At 69.2% G+C, this 15,538-nt stretch carries 12 protein-coding genes and 1 pseudogene; 2 read left to right on the top strand and 11 right to left on the bottom strand.

Going from position 1 to position 15,538, the window contains the following annotated elements; translation table 11 throughout:
- Positions 1-41: 41 nt before the first annotated feature.
- The 6 genes and pseudogenes from IPL89_18810 to bcp form a co-directional block, all read right to left on the bottom strand.
- Positions 42-944 (bottom strand): dienelactone hydrolase family protein, encoded by a 903-nt coding sequence (locus tag IPL89_18810; protein ID MBK9065201.1) that lies wholly within the window; start codon positions 942-944, stop codon positions 42-44.
- A 40-nt stretch (positions 945-984) separates the two neighbouring features.
- The gene (locus tag IPL89_18805; protein MBK9065200.1) at positions 985-3,735 is read right to left on the bottom strand and encodes a protein kinase; all 2,751 of its coding nucleotides are present in this window, start codon (positions 3,733-3,735) and stop codon (positions 985-987) included.
- A 39-nt stretch (positions 3,736-3,774) separates the two neighbouring features.
- A complete protein-coding gene (locus tag IPL89_18800) occupies positions 3,775-4,944 on the bottom strand; it encodes a phosphopentomutase (protein MBK9065199.1) in 1,170 nt (389 codons plus the stop codon).
- On the bottom strand, positions 4,945-5,655 hold the full coding sequence (locus IPL89_18795) for a hypothetical protein (protein MBK9065198.1): 711 nt from the start codon (positions 5,653-5,655) through the stop codon (positions 4,945-4,947). It lies immediately after the preceding gene.
- Positions 5,656-5,675: 20 nt separating this feature from the next.
- Positions 5,676-5,990, bottom strand: coding sequence for a hypothetical protein (locus IPL89_18790; GenBank protein ID MBK9065197.1), 315 nt, complete (start codon positions 5,988-5,990; stop codon positions 5,676-5,678).
- Between the two features lie 554 nt (positions 5,991-6,544).
- Positions 6,545-7,012 (bottom strand): annotated as a pseudogene (bcp, locus tag IPL89_18785) (thioredoxin-dependent thiol peroxidase).
- Positions 7,013-7,059: 47 nt separating this feature from the next.
- Here bcp and IPL89_18780 point away from each other — a divergent pair.
- A complete protein-coding gene (locus IPL89_18780) occupies positions 7,060-7,800 on the top strand; it encodes a hydroxymethylpyrimidine/phosphomethylpyrimidine kinase (protein ID MBK9065196.1) in 741 nt (246 codons plus the stop codon).
- A 20-nt stretch (positions 7,801-7,820) separates the two neighbouring features.
- Complete coding sequence (locus IPL89_18775) at positions 7,821-8,516, top strand: hypothetical protein (protein ID MBK9065195.1); 696 nt, start codon at positions 7,821-7,823, stop codon at positions 8,514-8,516.
- Between the two features lie 19 nt (positions 8,517-8,535).
- Here IPL89_18775 and IPL89_18770 read toward each other — a convergent pair whose 3' ends face one another.
- Genes IPL89_18770 through IPL89_18750 form a run of 5 tightly spaced genes read right to left on the bottom strand, consistent with a single transcriptional unit; the run spans position 8,536 to position 15,445 of the window.
- The gene (locus IPL89_18770) at positions 8,536-9,471 is read right to left on the bottom strand and encodes an MBL fold metallo-hydrolase (GenBank protein MBK9065194.1); all 936 of its coding nucleotides are present in this window, start codon (positions 9,469-9,471) and stop codon (positions 8,536-8,538) included.
- Positions 9,472-9,490: 19 nt separating this feature from the next.
- Positions 9,491-11,263 carry an acyl-CoA dehydrogenase family protein gene (locus tag IPL89_18765; protein ID MBK9065193.1) on the bottom strand — a complete coding sequence of 591 codons (1,773 nt, stop codon included), beginning with the start codon at positions 11,261-11,263 and terminating at the stop codon, positions 9,491-9,493.
- A gap of 11 nt (positions 11,264-11,274) precedes the next feature.
- On the bottom strand, positions 11,275-13,482 hold the full coding sequence (locus tag IPL89_18760) for an enoyl-CoA hydratase/isomerase family protein (protein ID MBK9065192.1): 2,208 nt from the start codon (positions 13,480-13,482) through the stop codon (positions 11,275-11,277).
- Positions 13,482-14,687 carry a thiolase family protein gene (locus IPL89_18755; GenBank protein MBK9065191.1) on the bottom strand — a complete coding sequence of 402 codons (1,206 nt, stop codon included), beginning with the start codon at positions 14,685-14,687 and terminating at the stop codon, positions 13,482-13,484. Before IPL89_18755 ends, IPL89_18760 begins: the two co-directional genes overlap by 1 nt.
- Before the next feature lie 47 nt (positions 14,688-14,734).
- Positions 14,735-15,445, bottom strand: coding sequence for a TetR/AcrR family transcriptional regulator (locus IPL89_18750; protein MBK9065190.1), 711 nt, complete (start codon positions 15,443-15,445; stop codon positions 14,735-14,737).
- Positions 15,446-15,538: the final 93 nt, after the last annotated feature.

The following is a 15,538-nucleotide window of genomic DNA, read 5'->3' as shown; positions in this document are numbered from 1 at the left end:
GGACAGATTCTAGCTGCGACGGTGTCGCGGGCGCGACGGCACTACTTCAGTCTCTCGTTGAGGAACGCGACCGTCGCGGCCCAGGCCTTCGCGGAGGCGCGGGCGTTCGCGCCGTCGCGCCCCGTCTGCTGCCGGAGGAAGCCGTGGCCCGCGCCCTCGTACACGTTCGCCGTGTAGCGCTTGCCGAGCCTCTTCATGGCCTCTTCGGCGCGCGGGATCGTGGCGTTCACGCGCGCGTCGTCTCCGCCGTAGAAACCCACGACGGGCGCGCCGATCTTCGCGTAGGCCTCCGCGTCCTCGGGCGACGAGCCGTAGTACACCGCCGCCGCGTCCAGCTTCGGCTGCGCCACGGCGTAACCGAAGCTCGTCGACCCGCCCCAGCAGAAGCCGACGCTTCCGACCCTGCCGTTTGCCGCCGGCAGCTTGAGCGCATAGGCCCGCACGGCGTCGAGTCGCGCCGCCGCGTCGGCCGGCGTCAGGTTCCGGATCACTTTCGTGGCGTCCGCGCCGAGCGAGTCCGTGCCGCCGCCGTTCGGACCCATGCCCGACAAGAGGTCCGGCGCGAGCGCGATGAACCCTTCCTTCGCGAGCTGGTCCGCGACGCCGCGCGCCCAGTCCGTGAGGCCCCAGATCTCGTGGATCACGATCACGATCCCGGCCTTTTCCTTTTTCTCCGGGTAGACGACCCACGTGACGAGCTTGCCGCCGCCCGGCAGCGCGACGTCCACCCACTCGCCATGGCGCGGCGACTTCGCGAGCGCGTCCTTGACCTGGTCGGCGTCGGGCGGGATCGCCTCGTTGCGCGGCGCGGGCGCGGCGGGAGCCGAGGCGGGCGACGGCTTCGCCGCGGCCTCCTTCGCGTGCTCGGCGTGCGGGTCGGGAGCCTGGGCGAAGAGAGAGGAGTACGCGAGAAACGCCGGGAGGATTGCGACCGTCAGTTTCATGATGCTGCTCCTGTCATGGACGGGTGCTGCGAAGAGGCCCTCATCGTCCCTGCGCGGCCGTCGCGGGCCAGTTCAGGACGACGACGGCGGGCTGTTCCTGCCGTTCGTCCGCGGTCGCCAGAACGAGGAACCGACTTCCGTCCGGAGCCGGAACGTACTGGGACCGGTTGTCGGAGATTCCGTTGGCGGGCACGCGCACCGGGAAGAGTGTTTTCGGCGCTCCGATCTGCGCGTCTCCGGCGAGAGAGAGCTCGACCGCCATGATCTTCCGGTCGATCGAGAGGAAGTACAGCTCTTTCCCGTCCGCGCGCCAGAGAGCCTGGTCGCCGCCGTCCTTCGAAATCTGCCACTTCCCGCCCGACGGCGGGAACCTCTGCACGTACACCTCCGGGCGGCCCGTCTCGTCCGACGTGTACGCGAAGAACTTCCCGTCGGGCGACCCGGACGCGTGGGCCGTCGCCGCCTGGGGCACCGCGAGGAGAAGCTCGGGCTTTCGCCCGCCCGAGAGCGGAAGCCTCCAGAGTTCGGGGCGGCCCACGCTGCTCATCGTCTCGAAAACCAGCCACGCCCCGTCCGGCGAGATGAAGTCGCCGTAGTTGTCGAGGGTCGTCGACAGAATCGACTCGTCCCCTCCGGTTCCGTCCAGGGGGCGGCGGAAGAGGCCCATGCGGCTCGCGCGGTTCGACGAGAAGTAGAGGTTCTTTCCGTCCGGCGACGCGATGCCCGTGTTGTTGGCCTTGGGCCCGAACGTGAGCCGCGTCCACGTGCCGCGCGCCAGGTCCACCTGCCAGAGGTCATAAAGTTCGGTCCGCGGGTCCATCACGCTGAGCCCGAGGCGTTGCGCCCCCGGGAACCAGAACGGCTCCGACAGGACGCCGGCGTCCCCGACGGTTCCGAGCGGCTTGCCCGAACGGTCGAACCAGGTGAGCCTCTGTCGCGGGTTCGCGCGACGCCTGTGAACGAGGGTGCCGTCGGCCGCCGAAAAGGCCGCGAGACCCGTCCACCCGCTCTCGCCCTCGACGACGACCCCGTCGGCGACGAGTCCGGGCTCGCCGGAGAGCTTGCGGCGGTCCGCGTCGAACGGCTGGGAGTAGAGCGCGCTCTCGCGGACGTAGAGGAGGCGGCCCGCGTCGTACTCCGCTTTGCCGCGCGTCGAGACGACGAACGCGTCGCCTCCCGAGTCGAGAGACGCCACGCGCGTGCCGAGGCGGGCCGGGTCGTCGCTCAGGCAGAGGTAGAGATAGTGGACGCCGTCGGGGAGCAGCCTCGGCCAGCGGTGCGAGTAGTCCTTCGTGCCGAACGTCGTCGCCGCGACGGGGATTCCGCCGGTCGCGCTCACGCGGTGAAGGGGCAGCCGGGTTCCGGGCGCGAAGACGATGACGCCCCGCGTGGACCACGTTCCGCCACGGCCGTCGGTGACCGGGCAGATCGTCTGGGGCGGGCCTCCTGCCGCGCTCACGCGCGCGAGACGGTCACCGGTGAAGTAGGCGATCGCCGTGCCGTCCGGCGACCAGAACGGGAATCGGGCGCCTTCGGTGCCCGACAAGACCTGGGCGCCGACCGTGTCGAACGAGCGCACGTACAGCCGCTCGATGTCCTTCTCGTCGGTCGCGATGAACGCGAGCCGCCGGCCGTCGGGCGAGAGCGCCATCGAGTTGCCGAACGTCACCCCTTCCGGCACGCGCACCTCGAACTGGACGACCGGAGCCGGCGCGCGCGGGGCGCGAGCGCGCAGCGCAAGCGCCCCGGCGGCGGCCGCGCACGCGGCCGCGATCGCCCATGAGAAATAGAGAAATTTCTTGCTCCCTCGCGCGGACGCCGACGAAGCAATTCGACCTGCGGCCGAGTTCGACGCCGCGGGATCTTCTTGGAAGGTGAATGAAGAGTAAGAAGAAGTGCCCGATGCGCCGGCCGCGCCCAGCTCTTCGAGGTCGAGGCGCGCGTCGGCGATGTCGTGAAGCCGGGCGCGCGCATCTCGCTGCAGACACCTTCTAAGAATCTTTCTTACGGCGGGCGGCGTCTGCTCCGGCAGAGCCGCCCAGTCCGGCTCGCCGCGCAGGATCGCGGCGAGCGTGTCGGAGACCGTCTCGCCCTCGAAGGCCTTCTTGCCCGCGAGCATCTCGAAGAGCACGCACCCGAAAGCCCAGACGTCCGTCCGCTTGTCGACCGGTTTTCCGCGCGCCTGCTCGGGCGACATGTAGGCCGCCGTCCCGAGGATCACGCCCGCCGCCGTGCCGCGGGCCGTGAGCGTGGGCGAGTACGAGATCGACGGGTTCGAGACCGTCGCCTCGCTCTCGAAGATCTTCGCGAGGCCGAAGTCGAGGAGCTTCACGCGCCCGTCGGGCGTGATCTTGACGTTCGCGGGCTTGAGGTCGCGGTGGACGATCCCCTTCTCGTGCGCGGCCTCGAGCGCCTCGGCGATCTGCCTCGCGAAGGAAAGAGATTCTTCGAGCGGGATCGGACCGCGGGCGACGCGCACGGCAAGGTCGTCGCCCTCGACGAGCTCCATGACCAGGAGGTGGCGCGAAGAAGAAGAGGAGGAAGAGGGAATTTCTTCGAATGAGTAGATCGCCGCGATTCCGGGATGATTGAGCGCTGCGAGCAGTCGCGCTTCCCTCTCGAAGCGCGTTCTCCTCTCTTCACCTTCAAAGAACTCTTCCGGCAGTACCTTGATCGCCACCTCTCTCGCGAGGCGCGTGTCTTTGGCCCGGTAGACCTCTCCCATTCCCCCGGCCCCGAGGGGCGCAAGGATCTCGTAGGGGCCGAGGCGTGTGCCTGAGGAAATCGTCATGTTGGAGTTCGGTCTCAGTATACGGGCGCGCGCGGCGCGTCAGCCGCGCAGGATCGCGGAGAGGAAGCTCGCGCCCGCGAGTGGCGCGACGCCGAGATGCTCGGCAACCGTCGCCCCGAGGTCCGCGAACGTCGCGCGCGTCCCCACGTCGACGCCGGCGCGAACGCGCGGGCCCGCGGCGACCATCGGCACGAACTCGCGCGTGTGGTCCGTCGAGACGTCGGACGGGTCTCCGCCGTGGTCGGCCGTGATCATGAGGACGTCGCCCTCGCCGAGGCCCGCGAGCAGGGCCGGGACGAAAGCGTCGAGCTCCTCGAGGGCCCGCGCGTAGCCTCCCGGGTCGTTCCGGTGCCCGAACTTCGTGTCGAAGTCGTTCAGGTTCGCGAAGACGAAGTCGTCGCCCTGCCCCGCGAGAGCCGCGACCGTCTTCTCCAGCCCGTCGCGATTCGACTCCGTGTGGACGGCCCTGGCGACGCCGCGCCCCGAAAAGAGATCTTCGATCTTCCCGATCCCGTAGACGCGCTTGCCCTGGGCCTCGAGCTCGTCGAGAAGCGTCGGGCCGTCCGGCGGGACCGTGTAGTCGTGCCGCCGGTGCGTGCGCGTGAACGAGCCCGGCTGACCGACGAACGGCCGCGCGATGACACGGCCCACGCGGTGCTTGCCGTCGAGCATCTCGCGGGCGATCTCGCACCAGCGGTAGAGCGTCTCGATCGGGACGACACCCTCGTGCGCCGCAATCTGGAAGACCGAATCGCCCGACGTGTAGAGGATCGGGCGGCCCGTCTTCATGTGCTCTTCGCCGTACTGCTTGATGACCTCGGTTCCCGAAGCGGGCCGGTTGACGAGCACCTTCTTCCCGACCGCCTTCTCGAACGGCTCGACGACCTCGGGCGGAAAACCTTCCGGGTAGAGCGGAAACGCGACCGGGACCGTCAGCCCCATGAGCTCCCAGTGGCCGGTCGTCGAGTCCTTCCCCGCCGAAGCTTCCGCGAGGCGCCCGAAGGCGCCCGAAGGCGCGGGCAGCCCGGCCGGCGCCTCGCCATACATCGTGTGGAGGAGGCCGAGCTTCGTGAGGTGCGGGATGACGGGCTTGCCGTCGCGCAGGATGTGCTGGAGGGTCCGCGCGCCCGCGTCGCCGAACGCGGCGGCGTCCGGGGCCTCACCGACCCCGAGCCCGTCGCAGACGAGGACGATGGCCCGCCGCTGCACCTAGAGTCCGGCCAGCTTCTGCTGCGCTTCGGTGCGCAGCGGCGAATCCGGGAAGTCCGTCACGAGGCGCTGGTAGAAGCCCTTGGCCTCGACGTTCTGGCCCGTCTTCTCGTAGAGCTTCGCGATCGTGTAGACGAGGACGTCCTTGGGCAGCGGCGCATCCGCCGAGTCGAGGTACTTCTTCGCGGCTTCCAGCGCTTCCTTCGAGCGGCCGGCGGCCGACTCGGCGTCCAGCGCGGCGACCGCGGCGACTCCGGCGGCGACGGTGCCCTTCTCGCTCCTCGCGAATGCGCGGGCCGCGTCGAGGTTCGTGCCCGTCGCGGCGGACCCGCCGTCGATCCCGAGGAGCAGCACGGCGGCCGCGCGGCCGGACGCGGAGGACGGGCTGTCCTTCGCGAGCTCCTGAATCGCGCTCCGCGCGGCGGCCGAACGTTCGGCGGCGTCCTTGTAGACCTTCGCGCCCGGGGCCGGGCTCGGATCGGACGCAAGCGGCGCGTCGAAGATCGCGAGGGCCTGCGACAGGCGCGAGGCCGCGCGGCCGCTCTTCCACACGAGACCGCCCCAGATCGCGACGACGGCGACGACGGCCGCCGCCCCGAGCGCAATCCAGCGGGTGGTCTGGGAACGGTGGCTCGAAACGTAGTCGCGCGCGTCGGTCAGCGCGTGCTGGAGCTGGTCGGTACGGAGCTGGTCTTTGGTCAGTCTGGCCATGGCGGGTTCGGGGCCGCGCGTCAGCAGAACGCGGCGAATGCCGCATCCGGGTGGTCGAGCAGGAAGCCCTCGGTCTCCTTTTCCGGGTCGTAGTCGATGGACGCGCCGTCGAGGCGCGAGTAGGAATAGGGGTCGAGCCACACGACGAGGCCGCCGCCGGCGTCCACGCGCCGACCGTCCTCGAGCGGACGCTCCGAGAAAGTGATCCGGTACCCGGAGCCGCCGCATCCGAGGACGTGCCGCACGACGAGGCAGGTCCTGCCGGGTTCCCATCCCTCGGCCCTGAGGGCGGCGAGGGCGCGGTCCGTCACCCGGATGCGGTTCGTCTCCTCCACCGGGCTCCTTACCGCTTCTTCCGCTTGGCGGTCTTCTTGGCCCGGCTCTTCGGAGCGGCCTTCTTCGCCTTCCGGACCGCTCGTTTCACCTTCCGCACGGCCTTCCGGGCCGTGCGCCGCGCGGTCCGCTTCGCGGCCTTCTTCTTCGGCGCGGCCTTCTTCACCTTACGGACTGCCTTCTTGACCTTCGCCTTCGCGACGGCCCTCTTCACCTTGCGGATGGCTTTCTTGACCTTCGCCTTGCGCGCGGGCCTGCTGGCCTTCACCTTCGCGACGGCCTTCTTCGCCTTGCGGACGGCCTTCTTGACCACCTTCTTCACCGCTTTCTTCGCGGCGGCGATTCTGGGAGCCGCGGGGGCGGCCGTGTTCAGGGCTGCCTTTTCCACCGCCACAGCAGCCTTCTCGACCTTCTCGGCGACCTTCGCGACGGCAGTCGCCACGGCCGTCCTCGCCGCATCGGCGACCGAGGACACGGTCGGAGCCGCCGGCTTCGGGGCCGGAGCAACGGCCGGAGCCGGGGCCGGCTTCGGAGCGGGCGTGAAGCCCGCGGCCCTGAGGACCTGGTCTGCGTGGCGCTCGGTGTCGACCTTGTCGAACACGTGCTTGACCTTGCCGTCCTTGCCGACGAGGAACGACTTCCTGAGGGGCCCGACGCCCCATGCGGGGTTCGGGTTCTGGCCCCACGCACCGTACTTCTCGTGGACGGAATGGTCGGCGTCGGTCAGGAGCTCGAACGGCAGGTTGTACTTCGCGGCGAACGCGTTGTGCGACGCGGCGTCGTCGCGCGAGATGCCGAGCACCTCGATGCCGGCCTTGCCGAGGTCGGCCCAGCCGTCGCGCAGGCTGCAGGACTCGCGCGTGCAGCCCGGGGTGTCGTCCTTCGGGTAGAAGTAGATGAGGACGTCCTTCTGACCCGCGAAATCGTGCAGGGAGATCGACTTTCCGGAACGCGCCGGAAGCGTGAAATCGGGGGCGATCGACCCGGCGGCAAGGGCCGCGGGGGCCTTGTTTTCTTCGGACATGCGCGCGATTCCTCCGGCGCCGGAGAATACCAAAGTAAGCTCGGCCCGTGGCGCCCGCGACCGCTCTCACCGTGCACGCCGCCGACCCGACGGGGACGGGCGGACTGCAGGGCGACCTCGCCGTTTTCGCCGCCCTCGGGGTCCGGTGCGCCTCCGTCGTGACCGCCGTCGCCGCCCGGACGGGGCGGGCGGCGGGCGTACTCCACGAACTGCCGGCCGCGGCGGTTCGCGCACAGCTCGAGGCCCTTGCCGAGGGCCCCCTCCCTTCCGCCGCGAAAGTCGGATTCCTGTCCCGGACCCCCGTCGTGCGGCTCGTCGCGGCCGATCTCGTCCGGCGGCGCATCCCGTACGTCGTGGACCCGGTCCTCGTCTCCCGATCCGGCCCGCGGCTGCTCGCGGCCCCCTCGTGGGCGGCGTTTCTGAAGGAGCTTCTCCCCTCTGCGGCTCTCGTCACGCCGAACCTCCCGGAGGCGTCCCTCCTCGCCGGCTTTCCGATCCGCGGCGAGGGAGACGCAAAGCGCGCCGCGCGGGCGATCCAGGCGTACGGCCCGCGGGCGGTCCTCATCAAGGGCGGCCACGCAGACGGCGACGTCGTCGTCGACGGGCTGCTGGACGGCCGGACGTGGCGCGCCTTTGCCGCGCCTCGCCTCGGGGAATGGGCGGTGCCGGGCGCGGGGGACACGCTCTCGGCGGCCATCACCGCATACCTCGCGGGAGGGGAGACGCTGCCGGACGCCGTCGAGCACGGCCTCGCGTTCGTGCGCCGCGCGATCGCGGCCGCGTTGTAAAGTCGCAATCGGAGGATTCAATGCGAACTCCTCGTTTCCCGACCTTCGGGTGCGTTCTCGCCCTGGCTGGAGCCTTCGGATTCACTCCCGACGCCCGCGCGCAGGGCGTCACGCTTTTTCAAAATCACTATCTGAGCGGGCCGCGCCAGACGTTTCACGACGACGTGCCGGACCTGAAGTACACGCAGTTCGGCAGCCGCCGTGCGGCCTCGATCGCGGTGCCGCCGGGCTGCACGGCGGTCCTGTACCAGTACCCCTACTACAAGGGCCGCTCCACGGTCTTCCGCGACGACGACAACAACCTCGGGAACACGGGTGTCGGCGAGTACGCTGCGTCCTCTCTCCGGGTGAACTGCCGCGGAAACTACCCGGGCTGGCGCCCCGACCCGCAGCCGGAGCACCGGCCGCCGCACGGAGGAGGAGAGGGAGGCTGGGGGCACTGGGAGTCCGGCCAGCGCGGCGCGATTCTCTACCGCGACCGCGACGGGCAGGGGCCCCGCGGGTTCTTCGACCGGGACGTCCCGGATCTCGACCGCACGCGCTTCGGCTCGCGGATGGCGAGCTCGATCGACGTCTCGCCGGGCTGCATCGTGACGCTCTACGAGCTTCCCGGATACCGCGGCCGCAGCACGGATTTCCGCGAGCGGGACAACAACCTGAAGAACACGGCGGTCGGCGAAGACAGGGTCTCGTCCCTCAAGGTCCGGTGCCGCTGAGGCGGGCGCGGAACCGCGCTCAGGCGACGAGCCTGTAGCGGTCCCGGGTCGCCTCGACGAGCTTCTCGACGCGGCCCTCGTCCTCGAGATACATGAGGAAGCCGGCGATCTCGCTGAACGCGAGGAAGACGTTGAGCGTCTTCACGCGCGGGAAGATCGCCGTCACGAGGTCGCGCGCCGTCGCCGGGCCCTTCGCGAGCTGCCTCAGGATCTGGTCGACGCGCAGGCGGTAGCGGCGGTCGAGCCCGCCCTTGTGGACGTGCCAGTCCGGGATCGGCGCGCCGTGGCCCGTGAGAAGCGTCTCCCCCGCATTCGTCCGGCCGATCTCCTCGAGCGTCCGGAAATACGTCGAGACGCTCCTGAAGGGCTTGCCGGGCTCGAGCGGGTCTTCGTCGATCACGGCGTTCGGCGTGATGTCCTTGAGGACGGTGTCGCCCGTGAAGAGGATTCCGGCCTCGGGCACCTCGAACGTGAGGCTGCCGGGCGTGTGGCCCGGCGTCGAGCGGACGACGACGCTCCAGCCGTCGCCCGCGAGAGTCTCGCCTCCCCGGAGCTCGTCCCACGCCTCGAGCGGCTTGGCGAAGTGGTCGACGGCGGCGATCGCCGCGACGACCGCGAAGCGCGTCGCGACCCCGAAGCCGGAGCGCGCCATGTCGTCGAGCAGGAGCTTCGGGTGCCGCTCCTGGCGGAAGTTGTTGCGGTCGAGCGCGCCGCCCCAGATCTGCGCGCCGGAGGCGTCCGCGACCTTCGCGGCGAGGCCGTAGTGGTCGTGATGCCCGTGCGTGAGCAGGATCCGCCTCACGTCGGCGACGGCGAGGCCGTGCGCCGCGAGCCCCGCCACGAGGACCTCCCACGCGGCGTCCGTGAGCGGGCCGGAGTCGACGATCGTGACCGGGTCGCGCAGGATCAGGTGGACGTTGACCGGCCCGACCGGGAACGGGGTCGGGACGATCAACGTCCGGATGAAGCCGCGATCAGGCCCAGAGGTCGTAGGGATACCCGCCGCCCTCGTAAACCCGGTCGCTGATCTTCGTGCAGTCGGCGTCGCGGTTCTTCTCGAGCGCCTTGAGGTTCGCGACCATGCGGTGCTTGGCCTCGTTGCAGAACCACCGGGCGATCTCGACCTCGCCGGCCGCCTTCTCCTCGCCCTTCTTCGCGATGGAGGAGGTCACGCGCGAGAGCGTCGCGATCTGCGCGTAGAGGTCGATGAGGATGTCCGCGATGCGTTCCTGCTGGTACTCGCGGTCGATGACCTTCTTCCCGTGCTTGCGCAGGATCGTCTCGCAGGCGTTCGCGAAGATGCCCGCGTACCGGCCGACCTGGTCGGCCTCGGGCGCGAGCGACGGGTGCACCTTCGTGAGCTTGTCGTGCGTGATGACGCCCTTCATGCGCTTGTGGGCGTACTCGGTCAGGATGCCGCGCTGGGCGAGCGGGCTCTTGAGCGCGCTCTGGACCTCCTTGAGCGAGTCGCCGAGCTCCTTCATGCCCGAGAGCGCGATCAGGAGGCGGAGGATCTCGTTCGTCCCCTCGAAGATCATGTTGATGCGGCTGTCGCGGAGCGCGCGCCCGTACGGGTACTCGTTCATGAAGCCGTTGCCGCCCGCGATCTGGAGGCCGTCGTTGATGTTCTGCCAGAGGACCTCGGTTCCGAACACCTTGCAGCAGGCACCTTCCAGCGAATAGTCGATGTGCCGGTCGACGAGGCTCGCGGTCAGGTAAACCATGGACTCGAGGGCGTACGTCGTCGCCGTCATCTTCGTAATCTTGTGGCGGATCATCTCGAAGTCGGCGATGCGCTGCTTGAACTGCTTGCGCTGCGTCGCGTGCTCGACCGCGAGCTTGATCATCCACTTCGAGCCGCCGACCGAACCCGCGCCGAGCGACGTGCGTCCGGTGTTGAGCGTCTCGAGCGCGTACTTGAAGCCGTGACCCTTCTCGCCGATGAGGTTGGCGGCGGGGATCCGGCAGTTCTCGAAGATGATCTGGCAGGTCGACGAGGCGCAGAGGCCCAGCTTCTTTTCCTCGGGGCCGCGCGTGAGACCGGGGAGCGTCCCGTCCGGGTTCGTGACGACCGCGAAGCAGGAGACTTCCTTGTGGCCGTCCTTCTCGCCGGACGGGATACGCGCGAAGACCGAGAAGAACGACGCGAAGCCGCCGTTCGAGATCCACTGCTTGGTCCCGTTCAGGACGTACGTGTCCGTCGCAGCGTCGTAGTCGGCCGTCGTCTTGAGCGAGCCTGCGTCCGAGCCCGCCTCGGGCTCCGTGAGGCAGAACGCCGCGACGAGCTTGCCCGTCGCGAGGTCGGGCAGCCACTTCTTCTTCTGCTCCTCGCTTCCGAAGAGGACGAGGGGCTTGAGCCCGATCGACAGGTGGGCGCCGATCACGATGGAGGCCGTCGCGTCGAGCGGCGCGACCGTCTCCGTCATCCGGCAGTACGCCGCGGAGCCGAAGCCGCTGCCGCCGTACTCCTCGGGAATCGTCATCCCGAGGACGCCGAGCTCGCCCATGGCCTTGACGGCCTCGCGCGGGAAGTGGTGCTCCGCGTCCATCTTCTCGGAGTTCAGGTTCGCCGCGTCGAAGTCGGTCCAGGCGTCCGCGAACGCCCCCACCGTCTCCTTCACGTCGGCCGGGATCTCCGGATACGGGAAGACGAGGTCCTCGGCGATGTGCCCCTGGTAGAGCGACTTGAGGAACGATTCGACCTCGGTGGTGGTCTCGTGCTTCGTTTCTTCTTTGACTGTGGACATCTCGGCTCCCCTCATGCGAAGAATTTCTTGTTCGTGCGCGCCATTTCGATCAGGAGCGGAGCCGGAGCGAACCGGCCGCCTTTTTCCTTCGCCAGCTTCTGGAGCGCCTCGACGACCGCTTTCGCGCCGAGCGCGTCCGCATGCGCGCAGAGCCCGCCGCGGAAGGGCGGGAAGCCCGTGCCGAAGATCATCGCGAGGTCCAGCTTCGCTGGGCTCGCGACGACGCCCTCGGAAAGGCAGTACGCCGCCTCGTTGATCATCGGAAGAACGAGGCGGTCCTGGATTTCGGAGGAAGAAAGATTCTTTGAAGGTGAAGAGAGGCCGAGCTCGGCATACACCGCCTGATCCGGTCCGCCGCGCCTGTCTCCTTCGTAGGAATAGAACCCCTTCTTCGCTTTCCTTCCAATGCGCCCCGCCGCGACGAGCTTGTCGAGCGCCGGGTCCTGCGGCATGCGGTCGGGCCAGGTCTTCGAGAGCGTCTCGGAGGCCTTCGCGGCGACGTCGATCCCGACGTCGTCGAGGAGCTCGATCGGGCCGACGGGCATTCCGAACGCGCGCATGGCCTTGTCGATCGCCGTGAAGTCGACGCCCTCCAGGACGAGCCGCGCGCCCTCGGCGATGTACGGCCCGAGGATGCGGTTGACGAGGAAGCCCGGCGAGTCCTTCACGACGACCGGCGTCTTCCCCATTCGCTTCGCGAGATCGAAGATCGTCGCCGTGACCTCGGGGTCGGTCTTCGTCCCGTAGATGACCTCGACGAGCGGCATCTTGTAAACCGGGTTGAAGAAGTGCATGCCGACGACGCGCTCGGGGTGGGCCGCGTTCGCGGCGATCTCCGTGATCGGGAGCGTCGAGGTGTTGGATGCGAAGATCGCGGTCGCCGGGACGATCTTTTCCCACTCGGCGAGGACGGCGTGCTTGACGGCCATCTTCTCGAGCACGGCTTCGATCGTGATGTCGCACGTCTCGAAGCCGGCGTACTCGAGCGAGCCGCCGAGGAGCGACATCTTCCCCGCGAACTGGGCGCGGGTCATCCGACGCTTCTTCAGCTTCTCCTTCCAGATCCGCGCGGCCTGCGCGTACCCGAGGGCGAGCGCCTCGGGCTTGATGTCCTTCATGCGCACGGGCAGGCCCTTGTCGGCCGCGAGCTGCGCGATGCCGCCGCCCATGACGCCCGCGCCGAGGACGCCGACGCGGCCGATCCTGCGCGGCTTGACGACGCCGACGCCGAGCGCTTCGACGCCCGTCTCCTTCTTGACCTCTTCCATGCGGAAGAAGAGGCCGACGAGAGAACGCATCGTCGGCGTTCCGATGAGCGTCCCGACGCCCTCGACCTCGTACTCGAGAGCCTTGTCGAAGGGGGCTCCGAAGCCCTTCTCGACGACGGAGAGCGCCGCGAGCGGCGCCGGGTAGTGGCCCTTCGTCTCCTTCATGACGGAGGCGCGGGCCTTCGAGAAAACGATGCCCTTGCCGGGCCCCTCGAGAAACTTCTCGACGAGCGAGGCCTCGCGGACGCGCACAGGCCCGCCGCCCGGTCCCGCGTTCGAGCGCTTCTTCGTGCCGATCTTCCTGAGGGCGTAGCCCTTGGCGACCTCTTCGAGGAGCGCGGCCGGGACGACCTCGTCCACGAGGCCGGCCTTCTTCGCGCGCTTCGCGTCGAGAACCTTGCCCGCGAGGATGACGTCGAGCGCGCCCGCGAGGCCGATCATGCGGGGCAGGCGCGTCGTGCCGCCCCAGGCGGGGAGGATCCCGAGCTTGATCTCCGGCAGGCCGATCTGCGTCTTCGGCGAGTCGGAGGCGAGGCGCCAGTCCATCGAGAGAACCGTCTCGCAGCCGCCGCCCACGCAGGCGCCGTCGATCGCGGCAACCGTGGGAAACGGCAGGTTCGCGAGCTTGTTGAAGGTGCGGTGCGGGCCCCGGATCATCTCGGGATCCGAGCCCGCGTCGGCCTTCGCGATCTCGTTCACGTCGGCGCCCGCGATGAAGATTCCGGGCTTCCGCGAAATCAGGACGAGCGCCTTGACGTCGGTCCGTGCCGCGAGCGAATCGAGCACGCGATCGAACTCCATCACGACGGAACGGGAGTACTTGTTGACCTTCTCCCCCGGCGTGTCGAACTCGAGGACGGCGAGGCCGTCGGCCTCGACGATGAGACGGAAGGCGGACGCCGGGGCCGCGGCGCTCTTCACGGGAACGGTTTCTTCCACGAGGGTCGCCATCACACCGCCTCCAGGATCACGGACGCGCCCTGCCCGCCGCCGACGCAGAGGGTCGCGAGCCCGTGCCGGACCTTGCGCCGCCGCATCTCGAGGAGGAGCGTCAGGATGAGGCGGGTGCCCGTGCAGCCCACGGGGTGTCCGAGGGCAATGGCCCCGCCGTTCACGTTCAGGATGTCCAACGGGATCTCGCCGAGCTCCTTCGAGGCGGCGAACTCCTTGAGGTTCGCGAGGATCTGCGCCGCGAACGCCTCGTTCATCTCGACGAGGCCGATGTCCTTCATCGAGAGGCCGGCTTTCTTCAGGGCGATCGGCGTCGAGCGCGCCGGGCCGAGGCCCATGCGCTCGGGCTCGAGGCCCGCGAAGCCCCAGCTCTCCACGCGGCCGATGGGCTTCAGGCCATGTTTCGCGACGAACTCCTCCGAGGCGACGACGACGGCCGCGCCGCCGTCCGTGATCTGCGACGAGTTGCCGGCCGTGACCGTGCCGTAGCGGCGGTCGAAGACCGGCTTTAGCTTCGCGAGCGCTTCCATCGTCTGGTTCTCGCGCACGCCGTTGTCGAACGTGAGCACGCGGTCGTAGTCCGGCGGGACCGGGACCGGCACGATTTCGGCGGCCAGCTTGGACCGCGCCTCGGCGGCGCGCTGGTGCGAGCGGAGCGCAAAGTGGTCCTGCTCCTCGCGCGTGAGGTGCCCTTCCTTCGCGAGGATCTCGGCCGTGTCGCCCATCCCGAGGTCGCAGGCGGGATCGTTGAGCCCCTCCTTGAGGCCGATGACCGGATTCAGGAGGTCCTTCCACGGCATGCCGGAGAGCGCGCCGAGGCGCTGGCCGGCCGTCTTCGCCATCCCGGCCTTCGCGAACACGCCCTTGACGCTGTCGCGGTAGAGGAACGGGATCTGCGTCATGTTCTCGACGCCGCCCGCGAGGACGACGTCCGCCTCGCCGACGGCGATCAGCCGCGCGGCCTCGACGACGGACTCGATCCCGGACGCGCAGTTGCGCGAGACGGAGTGCGCCGGCTTCTCCTTCGGAACGCCCGCGCGGAGCGCGATGATCCGCGCGATGTTCGCGGCGTCGACGGGCGTCGCGATGTTGCCGAAGATCGACTGGTCGACGGCCGAGGGCTCGATGCCCGAGCGGGCCATCGCCTCGACGGCAGCGGCCCGGCCGAGGTCGACCGCCGACACGCGCATGAAGTCGGTGCCCATGCGCGCGAACGGCGTCCGGGCGCCGTTGAGGATGAATGCGGTTTTACTCACTTCGGGGATCTCCTGTTCGAGTTTCTCTTCACCTTCAAAGAAATCTTCTTCTCTTGTGCCGCGAACCCATTGAGAAGGGTTCCCACGAGGAGACGGGCATCGGCGCTCGGCTTCTTCTCTCCCGCCAGCAGCCACTCCGAGAGGATCTCGTCGGCCGCGCCGAAGAGGATCCGCACGGCCAGGCGCGGGTCGAGGTCCTTTCGGAACTCGCCGCGCGCGATTCCATCGCGCAGGACGTCGCCGAGAAGGCGGAAGTGTTCGACGAGCTTGCTGCGCGAGAAGCGCTCGACGAGGCGCGCGCTTCGGCGGAGCTCGATCTGGAACACGGACGCAAGGTCGCGGTCCGACCCGATGAACTGGAAGTGGAGGTCGACGAGGGCCGTGAGGCGCTCGGCGGCGGACGCGTCCGTGCGCGCGACCGCGCGGCCTTTCTCGAGAACGTCGTCCATCGACTCGTCGAAGACGACCCCGAGGAGGTCTTCCTTGTTGCGGAAGTAGAGGTAGACCGTGCCCTCGGCGACCTTCGCGTCGGCCGCGATGTCCGCGATGCGGGCCTCGTGGAAGCCCCGGCGCCCGAACGTGCGGATCGCGGCCTCCAGGATCCGGCGGCGCTTCTCGGGATCGGCGCCCGGGGACGCCTTTTCCGGGGCCGCCGCAAGGGCCGCCAGGTCCGCGCCGAGTCCGTCCCGGCCCGATGAATGAGCCATCATTCAGTAGGCTATGACGCGCTGCGCCATGAAGTCAAGAGTGGAAAATCGCTGGAACTTCCCGAGGATTTGCGCTGGCGGTTGCCTCACCTT

This window comes from Acidobacteriota bacterium (assembly GCA_016716715.1).
GTDB lineage: Bacteria > Acidobacteriota > Thermoanaerobaculia > UBA5066 > UBA5066 > Fen-183.
The sequence above is the reverse complement of the archived record's forward strand: the minus strand, read 5'-3'. Positions and strand labels throughout refer to the sequence as shown.

Bases quoted from the DNA above. Each gene is read 5' to 3' on its own strand.
- IPL89_18810 (MBK9065201.1), bottom strand. From the start codon at position 944: ATGAAACTGACGGTCGCAATCCTCCCGGCGTTTCTCGCGTACTCCTCT.
- IPL89_18805 (MBK9065200.1), bottom strand. From the start codon at position 3,735: ATGACGATTTCCTCAGGCACACGCCTCGGCCCCTACGAGATCCTTGCG.
- IPL89_18795 (MBK9065198.1), bottom strand. From the start codon at position 5,655: ATGGCCAGACTGACCAAAGACCAGCTCCGTACCGACCAGCTCCAGCAC.
- IPL89_18775 (MBK9065195.1), top strand. From the start codon at position 7,821: ATGCGAACTCCTCGTTTCCCGACCTTCGGGTGCGTTCTCGCCCTGGCT.
- IPL89_18765 (MBK9065193.1), bottom strand. From the start codon at position 11,263: ATGTCCACAGTCAAAGAAGAAACGAAGCACGAGACCACCACCGAGGTC.
- IPL89_18760 (MBK9065192.1), bottom strand. From the start codon at position 13,482: ATGGCGACCCTCGTGGAAGAAACCGTTCCCGTGAAGAGCGCCGCGGCC.
- IPL89_18755 (MBK9065191.1), bottom strand. From the start codon at position 14,687: ATGGGCACCGACTTCATGCGCGTGTCGGCGGTCGACCTCGGCCGGGCC.
- IPL89_18750 (MBK9065190.1), bottom strand. From the start codon at position 15,445: ATGGCTCATTCATCGGGCCGGGACGGACTCGGCGCGGACCTGGCGGCC.